The organism is Loktanella salsilacus, assembly GCF_024206795.1.
Taxonomy (GTDB): domain Bacteria; phylum Pseudomonadota; class Alphaproteobacteria; order Rhodobacterales; family Rhodobacteraceae; genus Loktanella; species Loktanella salsilacus.
Genome location: NZ_CP072994.1, coordinates 1,123,985 through 1,147,949 on the forward strand (window position 1 = coordinate 1,123,985; position 23,965 = coordinate 1,147,949).

General features: G+C 62.2%; 18 protein-coding genes. 6 read left to right on the forward strand and 12 right to left on the reverse strand.

Annotated features, from left to right (window positions below; all coding sequences use genetic code 11):
• Positions 1–39: 39 nt before the first annotated feature.
• The 8 genes from KBW81_RS05645 to KBW81_RS05680 all read right to left on the reverse strand — a co-directional run bounded on the left by KBW81_RS05645 (position 40) and on the right by KBW81_RS05680 (position 9,576).
• Complete coding sequence (locus KBW81_RS05645; protein WP_254246941.1) at positions 40–1,101, reverse strand: IS630 family transposase; 1,062 nt, start codon at positions 1,099–1,101, stop codon at positions 40–42.
• A gap of 385 nt (positions 1,102–1,486) precedes the next feature.
• Positions 1,487–2,521: an alanine racemase gene (gene alr, locus KBW81_RS05650; RefSeq protein ID WP_254248629.1), complete on the reverse strand. Its 1,035-nt coding sequence runs from the start codon at positions 2,519–2,521 to the stop codon at positions 1,487–1,489.
• Positions 2,522–2,708: 187 nt separating this feature from the next.
• Positions 2,709–3,524, reverse strand: a complete 816-nt coding sequence (locus KBW81_RS05655) for a COG3904 family protein (protein ID WP_254248630.1) — start codon at positions 3,522–3,524, stop codon at positions 2,709–2,711.
• Positions 3,521–4,852, reverse strand: a complete 1,332-nt coding sequence (locus tag KBW81_RS05660) for a hypothetical protein (protein WP_254248631.1) — start codon at positions 4,850–4,852, stop codon at positions 3,521–3,523. The genes KBW81_RS05655 and KBW81_RS05660 overlap by 4 nt, the downstream gene beginning before the upstream one ends.
• 194 nt (positions 4,853–5,046) lie before the next feature.
• Complete coding sequence (locus tag KBW81_RS05665) at positions 5,047–6,549, reverse strand: replicative DNA helicase (RefSeq protein WP_090184162.1); 1,503 nt, start codon at positions 6,547–6,549, stop codon at positions 5,047–5,049.
• Between the two features lie 217 nt (positions 6,550–6,766).
• Positions 6,767–7,444, reverse strand: a complete 678-nt coding sequence (locus KBW81_RS05670; protein WP_090184159.1) for an orotate phosphoribosyltransferase — start codon at positions 7,442–7,444, stop codon at positions 6,767–6,769.
• A 65-nt stretch (positions 7,445–7,509) separates the two neighbouring features.
• Positions 7,510–8,559 carry a dihydroorotase gene (pyrC, locus tag KBW81_RS05675; RefSeq protein ID WP_254248632.1) on the reverse strand — a complete coding sequence of 350 codons (1,050 nt, stop codon included), beginning with the start codon at positions 8,557–8,559 and terminating at the stop codon, positions 7,510–7,512.
• Positions 8,560–8,622: 63 nt separating this feature from the next.
• On the reverse strand, positions 8,623–9,576 hold the full coding sequence (locus KBW81_RS05680; RefSeq protein WP_254248633.1) for a hypothetical protein: 954 nt from the start codon (positions 9,574–9,576) through the stop codon (positions 8,623–8,625).
• A gap of 225 nt (positions 9,577–9,801) precedes the next feature.
• On the opposite strand from KBW81_RS05680, the gene KBW81_RS05685 reads away from it, so the two are divergent.
• From KBW81_RS05685 to KBW81_RS05705, 5 genes are all read left to right on the forward strand, one after another.
• On the forward strand, positions 9,802–10,701 hold the full coding sequence (locus tag KBW81_RS05685) for an AAA family ATPase (RefSeq protein WP_090184590.1): 900 nt from the start codon (positions 9,802–9,804) through the stop codon (positions 10,699–10,701).
• Positions 10,702–10,765: 64 nt separating this feature from the next.
• Positions 10,766–12,079 carry a vWA domain-containing protein gene (locus tag KBW81_RS05690; protein WP_254248634.1) on the forward strand — a complete coding sequence of 438 codons (1,314 nt, stop codon included), beginning with the start codon at positions 10,766–10,768 and terminating at the stop codon, positions 12,077–12,079.
• A gap of 10 nt (positions 12,080–12,089) precedes the next feature.
• Positions 12,090–13,055, forward strand: coding sequence for an XdhC family protein (locus tag KBW81_RS05695; RefSeq protein WP_254248635.1), 966 nt, complete (start codon positions 12,090–12,092; stop codon positions 13,053–13,055).
• A complete protein-coding gene (locus tag KBW81_RS05700) occupies positions 13,052–14,041 on the forward strand; it encodes a molybdopterin-binding protein (protein WP_254248636.1) in 990 nt (329 codons plus the stop codon). The genes KBW81_RS05695 and KBW81_RS05700 overlap by 4 nt, the downstream gene beginning before the upstream one ends.
• A 256-nt stretch (positions 14,042–14,297) precedes the next feature.
• Complete coding sequence (locus KBW81_RS05705; protein WP_254248637.1) at positions 14,298–16,460, forward strand: OmpA family protein; 2,163 nt, start codon at positions 14,298–14,300, stop codon at positions 16,458–16,460.
• Between the two features lie 201 nt (positions 16,461–16,661).
• Here the strand turns inward: KBW81_RS05705 and infC are convergent, their stop codons facing one another.
• Positions 16,662–17,177, reverse strand: coding sequence for a translation initiation factor IF-3 (gene infC, locus KBW81_RS05710; protein WP_254248638.1), 516 nt, complete (start codon positions 17,175–17,177; stop codon positions 16,662–16,664).
• Positions 17,178–17,401: 224 nt separating this feature from the next.
• Between infC and KBW81_RS05715 the strand changes: the two genes are divergently transcribed.
• The gene (locus KBW81_RS05715; protein ID WP_254248639.1) at positions 17,402–18,391 is read left to right on the forward strand and encodes a hypothetical protein; all 990 of its coding nucleotides are present in this window, start codon (positions 17,402–17,404) and stop codon (positions 18,389–18,391) included.
• Positions 18,392–18,531: 140 nt separating this feature from the next.
• Here the strand turns inward: KBW81_RS05715 and KBW81_RS05720 are convergent, their stop codons facing one another.
• From KBW81_RS05720 to KBW81_RS05730, 3 genes are all read right to left on the reverse strand, one after another.
• Complete coding sequence (locus KBW81_RS05720; protein ID WP_254249009.1) at positions 18,532–20,421, reverse strand: SLC13 family permease; 1,890 nt, start codon at positions 20,419–20,421, stop codon at positions 18,532–18,534.
• A gap of 223 nt (positions 20,422–20,644) precedes the next feature.
• Positions 20,645–22,540, reverse strand: coding sequence for an aspartate:alanine exchanger family transporter (locus tag KBW81_RS05725; RefSeq protein WP_254248640.1), 1,896 nt, complete (start codon positions 22,538–22,540; stop codon positions 20,645–20,647).
• Positions 22,533–23,915: a glutamate decarboxylase gene (locus tag KBW81_RS05730; protein ID WP_254248641.1), complete on the reverse strand. Its 1,383-nt coding sequence runs from the start codon at positions 23,913–23,915 to the stop codon at positions 22,533–22,535. The genes KBW81_RS05725 and KBW81_RS05730 overlap by 8 nt, the downstream gene beginning before the upstream one ends.
• Positions 23,916–23,965 lie beyond the last annotated feature (50 nt).

The window sequence follows — 23,965 nt, forward strand, 5'->3', positions numbered from 1 at the left end:
AAGCATGAATAAATCTATAATTTGAAAGTTATACCGCCACTACTTCAAAACCCGAAAGTTTTCGTAGGTTATGACGCGGAAGTTGTCTGAGACCTTGTCGCGGAACTTCGTCCATTCCTGCGGGATGGTTTCACGCATGAATGCAAGGATGGCGTCGGCGAACTGCTTTTGACTTGGGTAGTAGCGATTGTGGGTAACGTATTGATGCAAGACGGCCCAAAGCCGCTCAATGGGATTGAGATGAGGGCAGTAAGGCGGCAGCTGGATCAGATGGATACGGCAAGCTGCCCTGGCGAGGAAGGCTCTGACATCGGGCCCTTTGTGGTAGGCCGCGTTGTCCCAGATGACATGAATGATGCGCTTGTCAGGGTTGCGCACTTCGATCTTGGTCAGAAGCTGTGCTGCACTGACGCCATCAACGGTTGTGGGCTCGACAAAGGGTGCATCGAAGGTTTCAAGGTTCACAGCCCCATGAATATTCACACGACCGCGCCCTGCCGTGCTGAGAACCGCTGGATTTGATCCTACTTTCACCCAGCCAAACGCAGGCTTGGTCTGGTATTCCGGATGCACCGCATCGGCGAAGTAGACGGCTTCATCCGCTGGTAACTCACGCATCAGGCGGTCGTATAATGCGATAAAAGCGGCCTGCTTTTCCGCTGATGCCACGCGCGGCAGGGACTTGGGCTTGCGGTATTCAAAGCCCAGTCGGGCCAGAAGTTTGATGCAGCCAGAATGGGAATAGTTCAGACCGCACTCAGCTGCGACATGGGCCCTGATCTCGACCGTCGAGCGACAGAAGCGTGCTTCCAGCCAGGCGCATAAAGCAACCTCCTGTGCCTGTGTCATACGGGACTGACCGCCTTTCCAGCCGTCGAAAGCAAGCGCATCCCAACCATCTTGCAGAAAGGTTTTATGCCAGCCCCGGATGGTATCGTCGTCCAAGTAGAGAAACTTTGCGATCCGAGCACAGCTTTCCCCGTCGTCGAGCAGCAGGATCGCATTTGCCCGGCGGGCAATGCCGTGGTCCTCGCGCTGGCAACGCACGCAAGCCTCAAGCTCGAGGCGGTCTGCTGAGGAAAGAAAGCCGGGGCGGATCATAGGCATAGCTGAATCGTTCCAAACCCAGCCGTCAAGTCACCAAATTCGGCTTCCGCAGGACTCGGAGTATAGGCTATTTGCAAAGCAGGTCCACTGCTTTGGCTCCGGCCAGTCCACACCATTGTTTCCACTGCGGAAACGAGAGGCTGGCGGACGGGCGACGCGACCGTCCTTTGCGGCGATGTGAGCGCCGCATTTTCGCCTATAGAGCGAGATCTTGTTGTTTTGCGGATTGTGCCAGCAGGCAAGTCCGGCTGAGCGGCAACAATCTAAGGTTCAGCTTTTCCGCAGTTTTTCGTGAACTGTGGCAATAAGATGGCAGAATTGCGGCATACCGCCGATCAGGTCAGCCATAACGCGATGGAATCACCGAATCGCGGCAGCCCTAGCCGACGTAGCGGCGCGAATAACGCGGGCTAAGGCTGGTCAACATTTCATAGCCGATCGTGCCCGCACTTTGCGCTAAGCTGTCCACCGGTTGCGCGTCACAGATAAAGGCCAGCGCGGCGGGATCCTCGTTCAGATCGGTCACGTCTACCGTGATCAAATCCATCGACACGCGGCCCACCAGCGGGCAGGGCGTGTCGCCGTGATACAGCATTGCACCGCGCGACAAGGAGCGCAGCAAGCCGTCGGCATACCCCGCAGCGATGGTCGCAAGGCGCGTCGGGCGTTCCGCTTGCCACGAATTGCCGTAGCCGACGACTTCGCCCGCGGTTAGGTCGCGCAGCTGGATGACGGGCAGATCAAGGCGCACGACGGGGCGGGCATCCTCGAACGGCAGGCCGCCGTAAAGGCCGATGCCGGGGCGGCATTCATCAAAGTGATAGTCCGGCCCCAGCAGGATCCCGCCCGTCGCAGCAAGGCTGCGCGGCGTGGTGATCCCGTCGGTCATTTGGTGGAAAATATCCAGCTGGTATGGGTTCATCGGGTGATCAGGCTCGTCCGCGCAGGCCAGATGCGACATGACGACAACGGGTTTGCGGCGCAGCGCGGCCTCTGCCACGGCGGCCCAGTCGTCCCATTCCAGACCAAGGCGATTCATTCCGGTGTCCAGTTGCAGGCCGAAGGAATGATCTGGCAGCGCTTCGAAATGGCGGTTGATCTGGTCGATGGTGTTCAGAATTGGCGTCAGGTTCAGGTCGGCGATCATATCGGTGTCGCCGCGCATGTGCCCGGTCAGCACCCGGATCTGCGCCTTGTCGCCAACAGCGGCGCGCACGGCGGCCCCTTCTTCGGCCATGGCCACATAGAAGGTGCGTACGCCTTGCTTGGCCAGCGCCTTGGCGACGCGGTCCGCGCCAAGGCCGTAAGCGTCCGCCTTGATGACGGCGGCGGTTTCGCACGACGTCAATGCATTCAGGCTGCGCCAGTTCGCGGCAAGGGCCGCAAGGTCGATTGTCAGGTGTCCAGTGCTCATGCGGCATCTTTTGACAGGACAGGGGTGCGGCGGCAAGAGGCGGGATTTCGTGTTTTTCGCGGGGGCGTGTGCCTCCGGCGGGAGTATTTGGGGAAAAAGGGAGGAATGGGGCGATCAGTAAGGCGGATGGGGTGGAGGCCGTATGCCTCCGGCGGGAGTATTTGTGGCAAGATGATGGGGGCTGCGATTAGTCAGGAGTGGTCAGGTTGTAAGTCTGCATTTCATCCGGGGTAAGCAGGTAGATTTCGTCGGGCGGGGTGAGAAGCGCGTGGCGCATGATCAGCGGGTCGATGTCCATATCGGACAGGTATTCCATCACCTCGCCCTGGCCGCGTTGGATGTCTTCAACCGCCATAAAGGCGGGCAGGGCGGTGTTTTTGCCAAAATAGTGTTGGTGCACACCGACAAGCGCGCCGTCCTCGACGGTGCGGGTTGTGCCTGCGGCGAGCAAGTAGGGGCAGGCGGAGAGGCAGATGTCGGTGGCGGTCATGCGCGCCCCGATGCCAAGGTTGCGGATTTGGCGGCCCATGGTGAGGGCGTCTTGGACCGAGCCACCGGGGGAGTTGAGGAAGGCCTGCGTGGGGGCGGGGTCGACGGTGGTCAGAAAGTCGGCAAAGCGGGCCGCGTCGCCGGGGGCGATTTGGCCGGTCAGAGTGATGACGGGCTGGCCGTCCCAGACGGCGTCTATAAATTCCAGGCGTGACGGCATGTCTGTCGTCGTGGGAATCGGGCGCGAGCCGGGACGGGCCGGGCGCGGGTCGATTTGTGCCGGGTCATAGCGCCGGGTTTGATCGCCGGGGCCAAGGGGCTGGGTGATGTCGGGCGCGCTGGAGGGGAAGGCGAGCTGCGGCAGCACCCGCAGCATGTCCGAGCCCAGCAGGACCGCAGCGAAGACCAGTTGCAAGCCGAATATCCAGCGCAGCATACGGCTGGCGGGCCATTTTGGCGCGGCTTGGGCCTGCTCTTTGGCTGTATGGGGCAGCGGCGGGGGCATGTCGGTCATGAGGTGGTTGTGTCGTCTGTGGTTGCGTTGTCTGGGGCGGCGGGTTTCGGGGTGCCGACGGGCGCATCAGAGAGAGGCACGGGCGGGGTCCGAGGCTCTGACCGCGCCAGTGATGTGTCCATATCGCGGATCGCGGTGATCGCGGCGCGCAGCTCTGACAGGGTCATCGAATCCTCGACCGCGGTGCCATCGCGGCCTGTGCGGATGGCGGCTTGGGTAACCGCAAGGATGAGCACCAGCACAGCAGGCAGCAGGTCAATCGCGATCGCGCCGGCCCAGCTGGGGATGAAATTGCCCGCGTAAAGGATCACCGCGTCGGCCGCGCTGATCGGTGTGTAGCTGATTTCCTGCGGCGGTGTCATCGATAGCACGTCTTGGGCCGCCGCCTGCAAGGTTTGCGCGCGTTGTTGCAGGACCGACAGCACCGAATCAATGGTCGCTTGCTGGCCCGCGCGCGTATCGCTGTCGGAGCCGTCAAGGCTGGGGAGCACGACGGCGTCAGTCAGGTCAGTCGCCGCGCGGTTCACCAAGGGCGCGACAGAAAGCTGGCGCAGCTGGGTGATCACATTGGCAAGGCGCACGGCCTCTTCAGAGAAGGGGACAGAGCGGGCTTCCACCGGGCCCTGCTCGACGGTCAGGGCGCGCATGCGCGACAGGCTGGCGTTGCCTTCCGCGAAGGCTTGTTCGACGAGGGGCTGCTGGGCGGTGATCTGCGCCTCGAGCGCGGCAAGTTCGTCGGATTTTTGCCGCAGCAGGCGGAAGACCGCACCTTGGCCCGCAAAGCCAGAGAGCTGACCGGTGGCCTCTTGCTCGCTCAGGTCATCGAAGGATTGCCGCACGCGGGCGACGTCACGGGCCAGCGATTGGGCTGACTGGGTAATCTCGTCGCTGCGTTCCAGCGCGGTCTGGTATTGCTGCACGGTTGTCGCAAGGTGCTGTTCCACAGCGGCAGCCCCGGCAAGGGCTGCGGCGTTCAGCCAAGACGACATGGCGACGATGGCAAGGCTGCCCAGGATCATCGACAGGCCAAGGCCGATGCGCGCGCCTGCGGTGCGCACGGCGGGGACAAGCCGCATCATATAGGACCAGAAGACGAAGATGCCGACGGAGACAGCGACGGAATAGGCCAGCGCCGCAAAGACAGAGAGCGCACCGTTGTCATCCAGCAGGGACGACACGCCAAGGTAGGTATAAATGCCAGAGGCCACGGCCAGCACGCCAAGCGCAGTGCCGGTGATGCTGTCGAGCCAGCTGACATGATCCTCTAGGTCGCGGGCATTGCGGATATTGCGGGCCTGCGTGCGGGTCAGGTGGGTGTCGTCGGTCATGGCGGCCCTTTCGGCGGTTTGAACCAAGATAGGGCCGCCGGCGGGGGTTGCAAATGACAGGGCCGTGGGCGGCCCGTGCCGGGCCGCGTGGAGGCTTTGCGCCTCCACACCTCCGCAAGGTATTTATGACCAGAAGAAGGGGGGGCGTCAGATGCAGCGCTGCCCTGTAAAGAGACGGCTCTTACTATTGGGTGTTAAAACCCGACATCGCCGCCGCCGCCGTCTTGCTGCCATGGCTTCACAAGGTTGCCGAAGCGGGTGAAGCGACCCTCGAACGACAGTTCCACTGTGCCGATGGGGCCATGACGCTGCTTGCCGATCACGACTTCGGCCTTGCCGCGCAGGCGTTCCATCTCTTCTTGCCAGATCGAGATTTTGTCCATCTCGTGATCGCCGGGCTTTTCGCGTTCCTTGTAGTATTCCTCGCGGAACACGAACATCACGACGTCGGCGTCCTGCTCGATCGAGCCGGATTCGCGCAGGTCAGACAGCTGCGGGCGTTTATCTTCGCGGTTTTCCACCTGACGCGACAGCTGGGACAAGGCGATCACGGGGATCTGCAATTCCTTGGCAATCGCTTTCAGGCCCATCGTGATTTCCGAGATTTCGTTCACCCGGTTTTCCGACCGACCCGTGCCACGCACCAGCTGAAGGTAGTCGACGACCAGCACGTCGAGGCCTTGCGTCCGCTTGAGCCGCCGCGCACGGGCGGCCAGCTGAGAGATTGGCAAGGCGGGCGTGTCGTCGATGAACAGCGGGCAGGATTCCAGCTGTTTGGCGGCATCGACAAAGCGGCGGAATTCGACCTCTGTCATGTCGCCGCGGCGGATTTGTTCGGACGGCACCTCTGCCGCCTCTGACAGGATACGCGCGGCCAGCTGTTCTGCCGACATCTCGAGGCTGTAGAAACCGACGACGCCGCCGTTGACTGCGCCTTCGGTGCCGTCATGTAGAATGCCTTTTTTATATGCCTTCGCGATGTTGTAGGCGATGTTGGTCGCGAGCGAGGTTTTACCCATCGACGGACGACCCGCGAGGATCAAAAGGTCGGACTTGTGCAGGCCGCCGAGCTTTTTATCCAAGTCGATCAAACCGGTAGAGACACCCGCCAAGCCGCCATCGCGCTGATAGGCAGCGTTGGCGACGTTCACGGCGTCGGTGACGGCGCGCAGGAAGGACTGAAAGCCGCTTTCTGCTGTGCCGCTTTCGGCAAGAGCGTAAAGCGCCTGTTCGGCCTCGACAATTTGGTCCTTGGGTTCGGACGAGACATCGACCTTTGACGCCTTGGCCGAGATACTTTGCCCGACCTGAATAAGCTGCCGCCGGATCGCCAGATCATAGATCATCTGCGCGTAGTCCCGCGCGGCGAAAGCAGAGGTCGCGCTGGCGGCAAGGCGCACGAGGTAGGCACCGCCGCCAAGTTCGGCCAGGCCCTCGTCGTCTTCCATGTAGGATTTCAGCGTGACGGGGCTGGCCAGCGCGTTCTTGGCAAGCCGCGCGGCGGCGCAGTCAAAGATGCGCGCATGGACGGGGTCATAGAAATGCTGCGGGCCGACGACAGAGGCGATGCGGTCGAAAATATCGTTGTTCGTCAGAATCGCGCCCAGCAGCTGCTGCTCTGCCTCGATCGAATGGGGCATGGCGTCCACGGTGGCCTCGTTCGTGCCGGTCGCGTTAAAAGTGCTGATCTCGTTCATCTGATCCCTGTCCCCATTTACATGTCCGCGATGCCCCCGCACGCGTTCACTGGTCATAGACCAGCCCGCCGCCGGACCCAAATTGTATATTTTTGTGGAGAAGTCCGCCCCAAGCACCTTAGCACAAGATGTGCTGTGCGGCTAGCGCGCGGCCACAATACAAGGGGCCACGCGCCGGAAACTTTTAAATTGCTAAGCGAATTTTCGCTTGGATTGCTTAGACCATCACGCCGGGGGCCCAACCCGCCGGGTTGCGCAAATAGGCTTCAACCGTGTCCAAGGTTTCCTTGTCAAAGCTGCCGCGCGCGCGGGCGACTTCGAGCACATCCCACCACGTGCACAGGTGCAAAAGCTGCACGCCGTGGTCCGATAGACGCTCTTCTACGCCCTCAAAGATACCGTAGAAAAAGATCACGGCGGTGGCAGAGCAGGTGGCCCCGGTGTCGCGGATCGCATCGACGAAGGACAGTTTAGAGCCGCCATCGGTGGTCAGATCCTCGACCAGCAAAACGCGCTGGCCTTCGGTCATCACGCCCTCAATGCGGGCATTGCGGCCGTAGCCTTTGGGCTTTTTGCGCACATAGGTCATCGGCAGGGCAAGGCGTTCGGCGACCATGGCGGCAAAAGGGATGCCTGCCGTCTCGCCGCCGGCGATGTTGTCGAATGCCTCAAAACCCACTTCGCGCATGATGGTGACGGATAGGAAATCCATCAGTGTGGCGCGGATGCGGGGGTAGGAAATCAGCTTGCGGCAATCGACGTAGGTCGGGGCCTGCTTGCCGCTGGCATGGGTAAAGGGCGTCTTGGTGTTGAAATCGACAGCCCCGATTTCCAGCAACATGCCAGCGGTCAGGCGGGCGATTTCGTCTTTTGCGGGAAAGCCGGTGGGGATCATGTCGAAAACCTTTTGTTCGGTGGGGGCGAAAAGTTTTGGGGCGCGAAGACGTCAGTGAATAGTCTTCAGGTCACGCGCCAATGCAGGGGGAAGCCGGGATCAAAGACAGTGACGGGGCCATCTGCCGTGTCGATCTGGGCGGGGTAGGACACGGGATCGCCTTTGACCAAGCGGATCGTGCCCTCGTTCGGGGCCATGCGGTAAAACGCGGGACCGTTCAAAGAGGTGAAGGCTTCGAGTTGGCGCAGCGCGCCTGCGGCTTCGAACACCTCTGCCAAGCAGGACATTGTGTTGGGCGCGGTAAAGATCCCGGCGCAACCGCAAGCTTGCAATTTGCCCGCGTCGGTATGCGGGGCGGAATCCGTGCCAAGGAAAAAGCGTTTGTCGCCAGACACGGCCGCCTGCACCAGCGCAATGCGGTGGGTTTCGCGTTTCGCCACGGGCAGGCAATAGAAATGCGGTTTGATCCCGCCCGCAAGGATGTGGTTGCGGTTGATGATCAGGTGGTGGGTCGTGATCGTCGCGGCCAGGTTCTTGGCCGTATCGCGCACGTAGTCCACCGCGTCCTGCGTCGTGACATGCTCCATCACGATGCGCAGGTCGGGGTTCTTCTTGCGCATCGGCTTAAGGATGCGGTCGATAAACGTCGCCTCGCGGTCGAAGATATCGATGCTACTATCCGTGACTTCGCCGTGCACACACAGGGGCAGGCCGATTTCGGCCATACGGTCCAGCACCGGGCGCACTTTGTCGAAATCCTGCACGCCGCTGGCAGAGTTCGTGGTCGCGCCAGCCGGATAAAGCTTCACCGCGGCGATCAAACCGGCCGCGTGGGCGGCGGCGACGTCGTCCGGGTCAGTCTCTTCGGTCAGGTAAAGCGTCATCAGCGGCACAAAATCGCTGCCCGCAGGCCGGGCGGCTAAAATGCGGTCGCGGTAAGCGCGCGCCTGATCGCCTGTAACGACAGGCGGCACCAGATTTGGCATGATGATGGCGCGGGCAAAATGCCGCGTCGTTTCCGGCAACACGGCTTGCAACATCGCACCATCACGCAGGTGCAGGTGCCAGTCGTCTGGGCGGCGCAGGGTCAGGTCTGTGATTTTTTGGTCAGGCATAGGGCGGGCATACACCCAAGGCCCGCCCCTGACCAGATCTTTGGCCCGCTATAGCTGCCCCGTTTAGGCCCGCACGGCGTCTTTTTGGTAGGCTTCAGGCAGCGGCTCGCCCATGTCTTGCAACTGTCTGATGAAAAAAGCGTCATGACCATCGTCCAAGACGGTGCGGCAGACGACGGCTGCTAACCGCGCATGGCCCGAATCGCGCGCCCGGCGGACCAGATTGCGCAGATAGGGGGCAAAGGTTTTACGCGCGGCCAAGGCCTGAATAAACCGCTGGGGTGTCAGCTCTCCTGCCATTGCGGCACGGATCATATCGTCCAGCCCGCCCAGCGTGTCGAACATCACATCAAGGCGCCCATTCAGCCCCATCACACGCAGCATGGTGACGTTAGGCTTGGTGAACAGCGCCGCATGCATCGCATCAAAGCGCTGCTGCGGGTTGAACACGATATAGGTCTGCTTGGACGCGTCGACCATATCGGGGGCATAGCCATAGCGATCGGTAAAGTTCAGCCGCCGCTGCGCGATGAACCGATTGTCCCAGCCTGCCGTGGTCGGATCAAGCGTCGCCTGCGGCCGCAGCGCCAAGACGCGCGCGCCGGGGGCGGCCACACTATAAGCGGCGGCCGCATAACCGCCCGCCTGCGCGCCAAAGAACAAGACGTCCTCGAAATCCTCAAAGAAGCCGTCGTCGATCAGCCGGTCAATATAGCGATAGACCGCGGGATCGCGAAACCAGCTGTCCCCGCGGCTGATGATTGCCAAATGGGACCAGCCTTCGCACTGGGTAAAGGCAAAGCCGCGCGGGGCGGCGTCGTTCAGTTCCTGCACCTCTTCGGCATGCTCGAAGGTGACCAGCAACTTGGGCCCTGCATCCAGAAACGTCGCCACATGATCGCGGCCCAGCGGCGTGAAGGATCCATGCTCTTCCACCAGTTCCTCTAGGGCTTCATACCATTCAGAAGCCTCCAGTCCTTTGAGCTCGGTTTTGAAGCGTAGCGCGTGATCCGTCATGTCGGCTCTCCTGTCGCGGTGCGAGGCACCTGTCGATTTTGACCTGTTTGCAAGGTTAATGCGGCAAAAATAGGGGCGCGATAAGCCCGTTTTTAGGTTTGGCGCGGCCGCCGCTTATTTCGCCAAAACATACGACCTTGGCCGTAGGCCCGCAATGCACCGCTTGACGCGGCCCCCCTGCGGTGCAGGTTGGATGGGATGGTTGCGGCCAAGGGGGGACTGGCAATGTTCGATACGATTGATGACGTGCAAACCGCACTTGCGGCGGAAAACTACATCTGCCCGCGCGCCTTGGCGACGATCGTCTTTCTGGCCCTCAAGCTCGGCCGTCCGTTGTTCCTAGAGGGAGAGGCCGGCACCGGCAAAACCGAACTGGCCAAGGCGCTGTCCGCTGCGCTGGGCCGCCGCCTGATCCGCCTGCAATGCTACGAGGGCTTAGATGCCGCATCAGCAGTTTATGAATGGAACTTCGCCGAACAAATGATCGCGATCCGCACGGCAGAAGCCTCCGGCGGTACCGACCGCAACGCACTCAAGGCCGAACTCTTCACCGAAGAATACCTGATAGAGCGCCCCCTGCTACAAGCCATGCGCCCCCAACCCGGCGGCGCGCCCGTCCTGCTGATCGACGAACTTGACCGTACCGACGCCCCGTTCGAGGCGTTCTTGCTCGAAGCCCTCTCTGACTTCCAAGTCACCATACCAGAGCTTGGCACAATCAAGGCACCAACGCCCCCCATCGTGATCCTGACCTCGAACCGCACCCGAGAGGTCCACGACGCCCTCAAACGCCGGTGCCTCTATCACTGGGTCGATTACCCCGATTTCGACCGCGAACTCGACATTCTTCACGCCCGCGCACCAGAGGCGGCAGAGACCCTGTCGCGCGAGGTTGTCGCCTTCGTGCAGCGCCTGCGGACAGAAGACCTGTTCAAAAAACCCGGCGTCGCCGAAACCATCGACTGGGCCAAATGCCTGCTCGCTCTCGACGTGATCGACCTGTCCCCCGCGGTCATCGCCGATACCCTCGGTGCCATCCTTAAATACCAGGACGACATCCAAAAGATCGAAGGCTCCAAAGCCAAACAAATCCTCGACGACGCCCGCGCCGCCCTGCCGCTATGATCTTTCACCCGAATAAAAATATGTCACGGGGGTCTGGGGGTGTGAAACCCCCAGTCAAGGCCACGTGGTAGAACTTGCCGATCTGGAACTTCCAGACAATCCCAAACTCGCCAACAACATCGCCCATTTCGCCCGTGCCCTGCGCCGGGCGGGCCTGCCCATTGGCCCCGGCCGTGTCGTCGATGCGATCCGCGCGGTGCAGGCGGTGGGTTTTAGCGAACGGCGCGATTTTTACTGGACCCTTCACGCCTGCTTCGTGTCCAAACGCGAAGAATCCGCCGTCTTTTCGCAACTCTTTCGCCTGTACTGGCGCGATCCGCGCTTTATGGAACATATGATGGCGATGATGTCGCCTATGGTGCGGGGCGTGGCCGAAGACCGCACGGCCGTGGCCGCTGAAAAACGCGCGGCAGAGGCGCTGCTCGACGGGCAAGAGCGCGATACGCCCCAGCAAGAAGAGCAGCCCGAGGACGAGATGCTGCTCGATATTGACGCCAGTCAGACCATTTCAGCGCAAGAGCGGCTTCGCACCCTCGATTTCGAACAGATGAGCCTTGCGGAAATGCACGCCGCCCGCCGGATCCTCGCCGCGCTCGCACTTCCCGTCAAACCCCTGCCATCGCGCCGCACGCAGGCGCTGCCGGGCCGCATTCCCGATTGGCGCGGCACGCAGGCCGCCGCCATGCGAAAGGGAGGAGAGATCGCCGACCTGAAAACCAAACGAAAGCGCACCCGCTATCCCAATCTGGTGGTGCTGTGCGATATCTCTGGTTCCATGTCGCAATATTCGCGCGCCGTGCTGCACTTCGTCCACGGGGTCGCCAACGCCAAGGGGCAGGACTGGGCGCAGGTTCATGCCTTCACCTTTGGCACGCGGCTAACCAATATCACCCGCCACCTGCGCACCCGCGACGTGGATGCGGCTCTGCAAGCGGCCGGGGCAGAGGCGCAGGACTGGGAAGGCGGCACCCGCATCGCCGCGTGTCTGCACGACTTCAATCGCGACTGGTCGCGCCGCGTTATGGGGCAGGGGGCGGTGGTGCTGCTGATCACTGATGGCCTTGACCGGGACCCAGACGCTGATCTGGGCCGCGAAATGCAGCGGTTGTCCCTGACATCGCGCCAGTTGATCTGGCTGAACCCCTTGCTGCGCTGGGATGGCTTTGCGCCCAAAGCTCACGGAATCGCTGCCATGCTGCCCCATGTCACCAGCCTGCGCGCGGGTCACAATATCGCGTCGCTCCAAGGACTTGCAGAAGCCTTGTCCCGCCCCGATGATACAGGAGAGAAAAATCGCCTGATGGCCGCCCTGCGCAATCCCGCGCCAGAGCCATCCCCCAGCCCCTTTGCCTTCACCCGCGCCACCAATTCCCAGTAAGGTCCGCCCCATGTCACATCACCTGCTTCAAACCGCCCTTGATTGGCACCGCGCTGGCCGCGCTGTGGCGGTGGCCACCGTGGTGGAAACGTGGGGCTCTGCCCCGCGCGGGGTGGGATCGCTGCTGATCATCGACGCGGACGGCCATATGGAAGGCTCCGTCTCTGGCGGCTGCGTCGAAGGGGCCGTGATTATGGAAGCGCTGGACGCTATCCCAAGCGGCGATGCGCGCCTGCTGGATTACGGCGTCAGCGATGACGAAGCCTTTGCCGTCGGCCTTGCCTGCGGCGGGCGCATCCGCGTGTTGGTCGAACCGGTGGGCGGGGCGATGCCCGTGCACCTGCTGGAACAACTGGTCGCCGCCATCACCGCGCGCCAGCCCATCGCCTATGTCACCGCCGCGCAGGCACAAGCCCGCAAGTTGGCCCATCCCGCCGATTTTCCGGACCGCTTTCGCCTTGACCGTTCTGGGTTCGAAGAGGACGGCCAGACCTTTATCGCGATCCACAATCCGCCCCTGCGCATGATCGTCGTGGGCGCGGTCCATATCGCGCAAGCGCTCCTGCCCATGGCCCGTGCCTGCGGCTATGACCCCGTGCTGATCGACCCGCGCGGGGCCTTTGGCTCTGCCGAACGTTTCCCCGGCGAGACGATCATAGAGGACTGGCCGGACGAGGCGATGGCAACCTTGGCACCTGACACGCGCACGGCGGTTGTGACCCTGACCCATGATCCCAAACTCGACGATCCCGCGATCATCCAGACGCTGAAATCGCAGGCGTTCTACCTTGGCTGCCTTGGCTCGACCCGCACCCACGCCAAGCGCGTTCTGCGCCTGACCGAGGCGGGTTTTTCCGAGGCTGACATCGCCCGCATCCACGCCCCCGTCGGCCTTGACCTTGGTGGCCGCGCCCCGGCAGAGATCGCCGTCAGCATAATGGCGCAGGTCATTGCGACCCTGCGCCGCGCGCAATGAGGTTCGGCCCTGTCCCCGTTGCAGGTGCGCTGGGCGCGATCCTTGCGCACCGCGAAGTCGCGGGCGATCTGGTGCTGTCCAAAGGACATGTGCTGACGGGATCTGACCTGACGGCGCTAGCGTCAGCTGGGTATACGCAGATCACCGTGGCGCAACTGGACCCCGGCGACGTGGGCGAAGATACAGCCGCCGCCGTCTTGGCCGCGGCCTTGGTCGGGGCTGCGCCGGGCCTGCGCCTTGGCACCGCTGCGACGGGCCGCGTCAATGTGATCGCCGACACACCGGGCCTAGCGGCGCTGGACGCCGCAGCGCTACACGCGCTGAACCGCATCAATCCGATGATCACCGTGGCGACCGTGCCGGACCTGCACCGGATGGAGCCGGGCGGGTTGGTCGCGACGATCAAGATTATCGCCTACGCCGTGCCGCAAGCCGACCTTGATGCCGCGTGCGCCGCCGGGCAGGGCGCAATCGCGCTGCACCACCCGCAGATTGACCGCGTTGCACTGGTTGAGACCCGCGCAGGCCGCGATCTTGGGGACAAGGGAGAGCGGTCTTTGCGCATCCGTCTGGACCGTCTTGGCGTGGGGTTTGCCGGGCGCGACTTGGTGGACCACGACAGCGCCGCGATCGCCGCTGCGCTGGCCGCCTGCGATGCGCCGCTGATCTGCATCCTGACCGGCTCTGCCACTTCTGATCTGCATGACACCGCCCCCGAAGCGCTGCGGCAGGCGGGCGGCGAGGTGCTGCATTTCGGGATGCCCGTCGATCCTGGAAACCTGCTGTTCATCGGCGCGCTGGGCGGGCGGCCTGTGATCGGGCTGCCCGGCTGTGCGCGGTCCCCTGCGCTGAACGGCGCGGACTGGGTGCTAGAGCGTCTGCTGTGCGGTGTGGCGGTGACGCCGGACGACATCGCCGCAATGGGGGTGGGCGGTTTGCTCAAAGAAATCCCCTCTCGCCCGCGGCCACGGCGGGTGGCGGACTGACGCGCGTCGAGAGGGTTAAATGCGAGGTTGGAGGGGGCTCTGCCCCCGGCTGCGCCTCCCCCGAGGTATTTTTGACCAGAAGAAGGGGGAGAAGCGGCGAGGTTTGTTCTGCTGATCCGCAGTGCGCGCTTTGATGAAGGCTTAAGTGTCGGCGGAAATCCGCCATAGCCTGTGTTTGCCCCGGAACGCGGAACACCACCCGGTGGTTTCATTTGCAACACCCGGATCACCGGGTCAGTTTTTGCGGAGGACCTCCATGCGATCCATTTCACTCAAGTCCACGACCTCTCTCGTTTTGTGCCTGTCGTTGGCAACACCTACCTTTGCCCAAACGCCAGAAGCACCGTTTCCCTGCGTGACTGCCAACGGTCAGTCCGTTGATGGTGCTGACGCTTTGGCGCGGGCCATGATTGATGGTTTGACCCAAGCTGGCGGCGATGCGGCGCAGGCTGATCCGGCAGCGGGCCCGGTTTGCGGTCCTGATGCGATGGCACAGGCGACAGAGGCTGGCGGTGAAGAACTGGCTTTGGCGCAGGCGACTGCTGCTGATACGCAAGCTCCGGCCGTTGAGGAAGGCATGGCTGATGCGCCTGCTGACGCGCCGGTAGAGGGTGCTGCCGATCAGGCCGCAGCCGATCAGGCGGTCGCGGACCAAGCAGCAGCGGATGAGGCTGCGGCTAATCAAGCGGCGGCGGATCAGGCGATTGCTGACGCGGCAGCAGCTGATCAAGCGGCGCAGGCAGCGGAAGAGGCTGCAGCTGAGGCTGCCCCAGCACCCGAGGCCCAGCCTGCAGCTGAAGAGCCGCCCGTGGCGGACGCCCCGGTTGAACCAGAGGTGAGCGAAGCGCCAGCGCCCGACGTCGCGGAAGAGGTCGCGCCAGAAACAATGGCCGAGCCAGCGCCAGAAGTGGCACCTGAGCCCGCGCCAGAAGTAGAGCCTGAAGTGGCACCTGAGGCACCAGCCGTTGACCAGCAGGCGATTGATCAAGCCACGGATCAGGCCGCTGCGGACGCTGCAGCAGCCGCTGCCGCGATCGCGGCGCAGCCCGCAGAGGAGACTCCGGCAGAGCCAGAAGCAGCAGCGCCAGTTGCGCCTGCTGCCGAGGCCCCAGTTGAGCCAGCGGCACCTGCAGAGGCACCCGCTGAGCAAAGCGCGACCGTCGCCCCGACCGCTGACACTGCAACTGCGCCAGCGGCCACTGACGGCGAGTCCACCATCGCTGCTGATACCTCTGCTGAAACGTCAACACCGCCAGCAGAGCCGGCTTTGACGCCAGAAGAGCAGGCCGTCCGTACGGCAGAGCGTGAAGCTGCGCGTCAGGGTTCTGCTGCCGCAGAAGCTGCAGCCAGCGGTGAGCAGCCTGATATGGCCGCCGATCCAGAGGTCGTGACCGAAGAGGTGACCGAAGATAACGTGAGGAGCGCGGACGAGGACTTTGATACCAAAGTCACGGCCGCCACGACCGAAGCGCCAGCCGCAACGGACCCAGCCACAACTGAAACTGCAACTGCGGACTCCAGCAAAGGCGGCTTGTCCACCTTTGAAAAGGCGCTAGCACTTGGTCTTGGCGCTGTCGTCGTCGGCTCTATCCTGAAGAACGGCGACCAGGTGGTGTCGAACTCTGGCGACCGCGTGGTCGTGCAGCGTGACGGCGAATTGCGCGTACTGAAAAACGACGACGTGCTGCTGCGCCAGGCCGGCTCTCAGGTTGCGTCGCGCACCTTTGACGACGGTTCGACCCTGACGACGATCACCCGTGAAGACGGCAGCGTTGTGACCACGATCCGCGCCGCTGACGGCACCGTTCTGCGACGGTCGCTGACCCGCGTCGATGGCACCCAAGTGCAGCTGATCGACGATCTGGACCGCACCAGCGTGCCCGTCGAAGTGTCCACCCTGCCGCCAGTCCCGCAAGAGGTGACAACCAATCCTGTCGCGCTGAGCGATCAGGCCGCGTTGGAAGCAGCACTGTCCGCCAGCCTGCTGGCACAAACTGGCCGCAGCTATTCGCTGGAACAGGTCCGCGACATCCGCCAGGTCCGCGCCCTTGCGCCGCAGGTTGAACTGGCCGCGATCACCTTCGAAACCGGCTCTGCCGCGATCCAGCAAAGCCAAGCGGACGAACTGGCAGCGCTGGGCGGTGCGATCCGTCAGATCGTCGCGCAGAACCCGTCGGCCATTTTCTTGGTCGAGGGTCACACGGACGCCGTCGGTGATGCCGGCTACAACCTGTCCCTGTCCGACCGCCGCGCCGAAACTGTCGCGCTGGCCCTGTCGCAGTACTTTCAGGTGCCGCCAGAGAACCTTGTCACCCAAGGTTATGGTGAGCAGTTTCTGAAGATCCAGACAGAGGCTGGCGAGCGGGCCAACCGCCGCGCGGCTGTGCGCAACATCTCGGAGCTGCTGACAAACGGCTAAGTTTGTTTGACGGCAAAAGAAGGGCCCGTGCAGCGATGCGCGGGCCTATTTCGTTTGGGCGTCTCGCGCCGCTTGAACCACGCTGCCTGTGTTCTGGAACCGGCGAGCGGCGGCATGCTGCACCCAAGTAGAGGCCATGACGGTGCCCATGAAAAAGGCCCCGGAGAATCCCCCGGGGCCTGATATCGGTCTACAGTGCGATCACTTCGGCATCGGGCCAATCAGCATGACCATCTGGCGGCCTTCCATCTTGGGGAAGTTTTCCACCTTGCCGTGCTCTTTGGTGTCTTCTGCAACACGTTCCAGCAGCTGGCGACCCAGTTCTTGGTGGGCCATCTCGCGGCCACGGAAGCGCAGGGTGATCTTAACCTTGTCGCCGCCTTCCAGAAACTTGAACACGTTGCGCATCTTGACTTCGTAATCATTGCTGTCCGTGTTCGGACGGAACTTGATTTCCTTGATCTCGATGATCTTCTGCTTCTTACGCGCTTCCGCTTCTTTCTTCTGGGTCTCGTACTTATATTTGCCGAAATCCATGATCTTGCAGACGGGCGGAGAGGCGTTGGGCGAAATCTCGACCAAATCCAGCCCGGCTTCTTCTGCCATCTGCAGCGCGCGCTCTGGGCTCACGACACCTACGTTCTCACCTTCAGCGCCGATCAGGCGGATATCGCCGCCACGGATGCGTTCGTTGATACGGGGGCCGGTCTCACGCACCGGGGGTGCGTTATGTGGTCTGCGTCCTATGGTCTTCATCCTTTAGTCATTTAAGGGGGTGGCCGTAACCTAATCCTCTGCGCCCTATGCTTCAAGGCGCAAAGCGGCGTGAAACGGCAAGAATGAGCTTGATTTGGTTTAGTTCACCTTGACGCAAGGCCGCGCGCCCCGCATCTGACAGGGGAATGCGGCCATTCTTGCCGCGAAACTAGAAGGATTTTGCCATGCGCGCCATCGTGATCATCGTCATTGCAGCCATTTTGGGCTTTTTCGGCTATGAATATTTCGTCAAGGGCCAAGACCCGCAGGCTGTCGTGGGCACTGATGTGCCTGATGCCGCTGCCGCAGGCGATGCATTGACCGAAGGGGCCGCTGCCGTCGGCGCTGCTGCCGAAGGCGCAGCCGCAGCAATCGGCGACGCTGCTGGCGATGCCGCCGACGCCGTGACTGGCGCAGCAGATGACACCGCAACCGCAGCGGACGAGGCTGCCGCTGACGCAGCCGAAGCCGCAAATGATGCAGCCGACGCCGCGACAGCCGCTGCTGATGAAGCTGCAACTGCGACAGGCGATGCGTTGACTGATGCCGCTGATGCTGCCGCCGATGCTGCTGATACCGCTGTGACCGAGGCCGAAACCGCTGCTGATCAAATGGAAGCCACCGCTGACGAGGCAACAACTGCCGCCGTCGCCGAGGCCGCCAGCGCTGCCGCCACCGCGCAAGACGCCGCCGCTGATGCGGCTGCCGAAGTGGAAGCCGCTGCAGGCGACGCCGCTGCGACTGCGGGCGCAATGGCGACAGAGGCGAATGACGCCGCCGCTGCGATGATCCAAGACGCAGGCGACGCGGCCCAAGACGCGGCCACCGATGCGGCAGAGGCAATGACAGCCCCGGCTGTTGAAGCGCCAGTTGCTGAAGCGCCAGTTGCGGAAGAAGCAGTCACAGAGGCCCCCACAGATGGCGCGGCCATCGATGCCACTGTGGAAGCCGACGGCACTGTCACGCCCGGCGCCGCGCCAGAGGCGAACGCGCCGCTGGCCGATCTGCTGACCCCAGAAGGCTTTGACGCCGACGCGGTCATCGAACGGCTGAACGAGAGCGATCTGTCGATGGTGCAGAAAACCACGCTGACCGCCGCAATCAAAGGCGCGCAGAACAACCCCGAACTGCTGACCGCCACCTTGACCCGCGTGCGCGAAGCGCTGGGTCTGTAACCCGCGCATAAGCGAACCCAAAAGGGCCGCGCCATCATGGCGCGGCCCTTTTTGTTTGCGCCGGCAGGTGTCCGATAGAATCGTGTTCTAGAAGATGTAATTCCAAAACATCGACCGCCTGCGTTTGACGAAAGCGCGACCTACAAGGGCCAGACGATCAACAACAGCGGTATGCTGACGACGACCACGATCAACTCGACCAGCAGTCCCAAGCGCCAATAATCGCCAAAGCGGAAACCACCGGGGCCAAGGATCAGCGTGTTGTTCTGATGGCCGATAGGCGTGAGAAAGGCGCAGGATGCGCCAATCGCCACAGCCATCAGGAAACTGTCCGGATTGACGCCAAGGGTCGCGGCGATGCCAAGGGCGATGGGGCACAGAATGGCGGCGGTGGCGGCATTGTTCATGACGTCCGACAGGAACATGGTGGTGATCAGCACCACGGCCAATGCGGCGATAGGGTTGCTCTGCGCAATCGCCTCGACCAAAAAACGCGCCAGCAGGTCGGCGGCTCCGGTCGTCTGCATCGCGCCCGCAACCGGGATCAGTGCGGCCAGCAACACGATGACCGGCCAGTCAATTGTCGTATAGATTTTCCGCAACGGAACCGTTCGCAACACCATCGAGGCCAGAACCCCAAGGGCAAAGGCCACGGGGGCAGCCAGCAGGCCCAACGTAACAAGGCCGATTGCACCCAGCATGATCGCGCCCGCAATGATCGCCATGCGTTTGTCGGGGATGCGCAGCTCGCGCTCTCCGAGGGGGACGCAGCCCGTGTCGTTAATGAATTCGGACATCATCTCGGCCGGGCCCTGCATCAGCAGCAGATCGCCGGATTTCAGCTTTAGCTTGCGCAGGCGTGCCTGCGGCTGTTGTCCTTCGCGGGACACGGCCAGCAGATTAAGCCCGTAGCGCGTGCGCAAGCGCAGGTCGCTGGCTGATTGCCCGGCGATGGTCGCACCCGGCAAAATGGCAAGTTCGCGCAGCACGATGTCCTCGTCACGCTGATCGCTCTCATCGCTCTCGGCGGTCTTCTCGACTTTTTCAGCAGTGCGGATGGCGGCTTCTGCCATCACCTTATGCGGTGCCTTTTCGGACGCGTCGTCTGCCGGTGCGTCTTTTTCATCGGCAGCTGATTTCTGCGCCTCAAGCTGAATGCCGAAGACGGACAGCGCTTCGGCCAGTGCGTCAACATCGGCCTGCAGCACCAGCACATCGCCCGCCTTGATCCGGCGCAAGCCATGGGGCGCGGTCAGTCGGACTTCGTTTCGCACTAGACCGATAATCTGTGCGCCGCTGTCTTCGATTTCGGCCTCGAAATCGCGCAGGGTCAGGCCGACGGCCTTGCCACCGTCAGGGACGCGGACCTCGGTCAGATAGGTGCCAGTGTCGAAACCTGTGCCAGCGGCAGATTTGCGCGCAGGTACCAGACGCCAACCGATCAACGCGACGAACAGAACGCCCAGGGTCGCAACCGCGATTCCAACGGGCGCAAAGTCGAACATCGCAAATTGCCCCAGCCCGGCCTCTTCGCGAAATCCGGAAACGATCAGGTTGGGGGGCGTGCCCACCAGCGTGGTCATGCCGCCCAAAATTGTGCCAAAGGCCAGCGGCATCAGGATTTGTCCGGGTGCCAGATCCAAACGGGCCGACAATTGCACTGCGATGGGCATCAAAAGCGCCATCGCGCCCACGTTGTTCATAAAGCCCGACAGCGCGGCCCCCAGCCCGATCAACGCCAGCAGGGTTGTGATCCGCCCGGCATCGCGTGGCAGAATGCTGCGCGCCAACCAATCAACCGCGCCGGTGCTGCGCAGCCCCTGACTGAGCACAAGGACACAGGCCACCGTTATGACCGCCGGATGGCCAAAGCCCGCAAAGGCCACGCCGGACGGAACAAGCCCCGCGATCACGCAGGCCAAAAGGGCCGTGAGGGCGACCACGTCATGGCGAAACCGTCCCCATAGGAACAGTCCCATCATAGCGACGAGGATTGCGAAGATCAGGATCTGCGGCGTGGTCAGGGACATAGCTTTCAAGCGGGGTCTTCGTGCAAGACGCGTTTCTTTATCGGGTGCTGATCCGGGGGTGCCCCAGTGTCAGGACCAATTGGCTTCGCCCTTTGATACAAGCAAAATGGCCCGGGTGCCTACGCCTGACCGCGATTTAATCACGCTGACGGTCCTTCCTTTCATTTGAAAGGTCGCGGCGTGATTGCACCCGCCGCCCGGACAGGGCGACGGGCCAAATCCATCAGGACAGGATCATCGAAAAATATCCACCGATCAACGCCAGAACGGTCGTGAACGCGTAGCTGACCGGATAAGGCACGGCAGCGACGGAACTGCGGGATTCTTCCATGATTGCGTTCAGGCTGGGCGTACTATTGCGCCCACCGGCCGCCGCCCCGTCCGAGATGATCGCGTTCAGACCAAAGATCTTGATCCCGACCCAAAATGCGACAAGCGGCGGGATCAGCGCCCCTGCAATGCCGATCAGCGCAAGCCAAAGGATCGTATCACCGCCCAAGGCCGAAATGACCTTGGGACCGACGTTGGCAGACAGCACGGCGACAAAGGCGTTTAGGCCAAAATCTTGCAGAAAGCTGCGTGCGCCCTCATTGACGGGACCGCCAAAACTGGGGTTCCGGCTGCGCAAATAGCTGACACCCACGCCCGCCATGATCACGCCAGCCGAGGTGCCGAACGCAAAGGGGATGCCCGAAATCGTGACCGAGATGATCCCGACCAGATACCCCAGCAACATCGCCAGCGCGAGGTAGAGGACCTCTGTCTTCATGGTGAAAAGGATCGCGGTGCCGCCCAGTTGCTTTGCCGCCTGCTGAATGGCGACATCAGGGCCGTTCAGACGCAGCACGTCGCCAAAGCGAACGTCGGTTTTGGGACCCAGCGGCAGCTCTGTGCCCGCGCGGAACAGTGCCTGCACCGTAACGCCGCCCGACAGATGCGCCCCAAAGTCGGCCAGACTTTTGCCCGAAACTTTGTGCGATCCCACATGCACATCGGCGACCTCGATGGGGACGTTGCGGGCCAGCGGATTGCTTGATTCGGGGCCGATAAGCTTGATTTCTTTGCCCATCAGATCCTCGACATCGGCGCGCACCGTGACGATATCGTTTTCCTGCACGGCGGGATTGCCGGTCATGTCCAAAATCGTGCCGTCCCGCACGATGCGCAGGATGGGCACGGCAGGAAAGTCTTCTGCCAATTGCGACAGAGTCCGCCCGATGAAATCCTTGTGGCTAACGGCAAAGGCGCGGACGCCGACGGATGTCATGCCCATGGTCAGCGCACCGGGCGCGCCCGGCACCGGGTCTTTCGCGCCGCCGCTGAAATCCTCTTCGGCCTGCTTCGCCTCGGCGATGGCGTCATAGCCGAACATGCGCGGAAGATAGCGGATCAGCAAAATGGTCAGCACGGTCGACAGGACATAACTGATCGCATAGGCGGCGGCCATATTGGCCCCGACCTGCTCGACCGAGGTGCCATCGGGGGGAACATAGGCACCGCTGGACAGGGCATCCTGACCGACGCCCAAGATCGCTGTGATCGTATAGCTGCCCGACATCAAACCGGTGGCATAGCCCGGTGCAAGCCCGGCCATACTGGCCCCGAAAAAGCAGATGACCCAGTTCAGAATCCAGACGGTGAAACCGATCACAAGGAACGCCAGGCCGCCCTTTCGCAGCCCGGAAAAGAACTGCGGGCCGACCTTAAGCCCCAGCGCATACATGAACAAAAGCAGCATGAACGACGACAGGATACTGGGGATCGAATAGGTGATGTCATAGGCCGCTTGCGCGGTCATCGACACCAACACCCCGACAAGCAGCGTGCCAGCGGTTGAGCCCAGAGAGATAGTCTTGAAGCTGAATTTTCCGATCAGCGTTCCCAGCGCAAGCGACAACAGAATGAACGCGATGGGCTGGTTGTCCAGAAGCTGGAAAAAGCCGTGAACGCCAGCCTCTGTCACCGGCTTTATCGTATCGAACACCTGCCCGATGACCCCGCCGGACCCGGTGTCTGCGTCTTGGGCCGCCGCCGCACTGGCCGACAGGATCAGCGGCAGGCCCGCGCCGCAGATGGCCCGTTTCAAGATCACGCTGCGATCAGTTTTCGCATTAATCATGGTGAAATCCGGGCTTCGCGGTAGAGTTCGGAACCGGGTTTTCCTTTAGATGCGCGATGGCACGCTTGATGTCGTCCAGCAGCAGTTGCGCCAGATCGCGGCTGACCCCGTGCCGGATTAGGATGCGCTGAACGACGGTGTCCTTGCGGTTCATCGGCAGCGGATAGGACGCGATCTGCCATCCGCCCATGCGGACCCGGTCCGACAGATCATACAGCGTATAGCCGTGATCCGCGTCCGTCAGTTTGTACGCCACGGCCGGAATGCCGCCGTGGCCGTCATAGACCATTTCGATGCAATCCATTGCCGCCATCTGTTCCCCCAGCCATTGGGCCGTGTCCGAACAGGCCTGCTGGACAGCGGTGTATCCCTCCATGCCAAGGCGCAGGAAATTGTAATACTGGGCAATAATTTCGCCGCCCGGGCGGGAAAAGTTCAGCGCAAAGGTGGGCATGTTGCCGCCAAGGTAATCGACATAAAAGATCAGCTCTTCGGGCAGATCGTCCTGCGTCGCCCAGATCACCCAGCCCACGCCCAGCGGTGCCAGACCGTATTTGTGGCCCGACGCGTTGATCGACCGGACTCGGTCCAGTTTGAAATCCCAGACGATGTCTTTTTGAATGAACGGCGCGATAAACCCGCCAGAGGCCGCATCGACGTGAATTGGAATATCCAGCCCAAGGTCGCGCTGCATCGCATCAAGTTCAGCCGCTAAGGCCGCGACAGGCTCATAAACGCCGGTAAAGGTGACGCCCAGCGTAGCCACAACACCGATTGTGTTTTCGTCGCAATATTTGCGCAGGTCCTCAGGCTTTAGCCCAAGCGCGTCACCTTCTAGCGGTACCTCGCGGATTTCGACGTCGAAATAGCGCGCGAATTTCTTCCAACAGATTTGCACGGGGCCGGTCACGATGTTGGGTTTGCTCGCGTCCTTGCCCTCGGCCTCCCGGCGCTTGCGCCATTTCCACTTGAACGCCAACCCGCCAAGCATAGCCGCCTCGCTCGACCCGGTGGTAGAGCAGCCTATCGTTTCGCGCGATCTTTCGGCATGCCAAAGGTCGGCAAGGATATGCACGCAGCGTTTTTCTATTTCGGCGGTTTGCGGGTATTCGTCCTTGTCGATCATGTTCTTGTCGATGGCGTCCGCCATCAGCGCCTTGACCTCATCCTCGACCCAAGTTGTGCAGAACGTCGCAAGGTTCTGGCGCGCATTCCCGTCTAGCAAAAGCTCGTCGCGGATCAGGGCGTAGGCCGCACGCGGTTCGGTGCGCCCGTCCGGTATCCGATACTTTGGCAGGCTGTTTTGCGATGCCTCAGTTGCGTAAATATCCAAAAGACTGGATGTGTCGGCCGAATCCACGCGGTGAATAGGCATTGAATTGCTCCTTTGAAGGGCGAAGAAACGCCAGCGCGATGATTGGACAT

Bases quoted from the DNA above. Each gene is read 5' to 3' on its own strand.
- KBW81_RS05645 (WP_254246941.1), bottom strand. From the start codon at position 1,101: ATGATCCGCCCCGGCTTTCTTTCCTCAGCAGACCGCCTCGAGCTTGAG.
- alr (WP_254248629.1), bottom strand. From the start codon at position 2,521: ATGAGCACTGGACACCTGACAATCGACCTTGCGGCCCTTGCCGCGAAC.
- KBW81_RS05655 (WP_254248630.1), bottom strand. From the start codon at position 3,524: ATGACCGACATGCCCCCGCCGCTGCCCCATACAGCCAAAGAGCAGGCC.
- KBW81_RS05660 (WP_254248631.1), bottom strand. From the start codon at position 4,852: ATGACCGACGACACCCACCTGACCCGCACGCAGGCCCGCAATATCCGC.
- KBW81_RS05665 (WP_090184162.1), bottom strand. From the start codon at position 6,549: ATGAACGAGATCAGCACTTTTAACGCGACCGGCACGAACGAGGCCACC.
- KBW81_RS05670 (WP_090184159.1), bottom strand. From the start codon at position 7,444: ATGATCCCCACCGGCTTTCCCGCAAAAGACGAAATCGCCCGCCTGACC.
- pyrC (WP_254248632.1), bottom strand. From the start codon at position 8,559: ATGCCTGACCAAAAAATCACAGACCTGACCCTGCGCCGCCCAGACGAC.
- KBW81_RS05680 (WP_254248633.1), bottom strand. From the start codon at position 9,576: ATGACGGATCACGCGCTACGCTTCAAAACCGAGCTCAAAGGACTGGAG.
- KBW81_RS05685 (WP_090184590.1), top strand. From the start codon at position 9,802: ATGTTCGATACGATTGATGACGTGCAAACCGCACTTGCGGCGGAAAAC.
- KBW81_RS05695 (WP_254248635.1), top strand. From the start codon at position 12,090: ATGTCACATCACCTGCTTCAAACCGCCCTTGATTGGCACCGCGCTGGC.
- KBW81_RS05700 (WP_254248636.1), top strand. From the start codon at position 13,052: ATGAGGTTCGGCCCTGTCCCCGTTGCAGGTGCGCTGGGCGCGATCCTT.
- KBW81_RS05705 (WP_254248637.1), top strand. From the start codon at position 14,298: ATGCGATCCATTTCACTCAAGTCCACGACCTCTCTCGTTTTGTGCCTG.
- KBW81_RS05715 (WP_254248639.1), top strand. From the start codon at position 17,402: ATGCGCGCCATCGTGATCATCGTCATTGCAGCCATTTTGGGCTTTTTC.
- KBW81_RS05720 (WP_254249009.1), bottom strand. From the start codon at position 20,421: ATGTCCCTGACCACGCCGCAGATCCTGATCTTCGCAATCCTCGTCGCT.
- KBW81_RS05725 (WP_254248640.1), bottom strand. From the start codon at position 22,540: ATGATTAATGCGAAAACTGATCGCAGCGTGATCTTGAAACGGGCCATC.
- KBW81_RS05730 (WP_254248641.1), bottom strand. From the start codon at position 23,915: ATGCCTATTCACCGCGTGGATTCGGCCGACACATCCAGTCTTTTGGAT.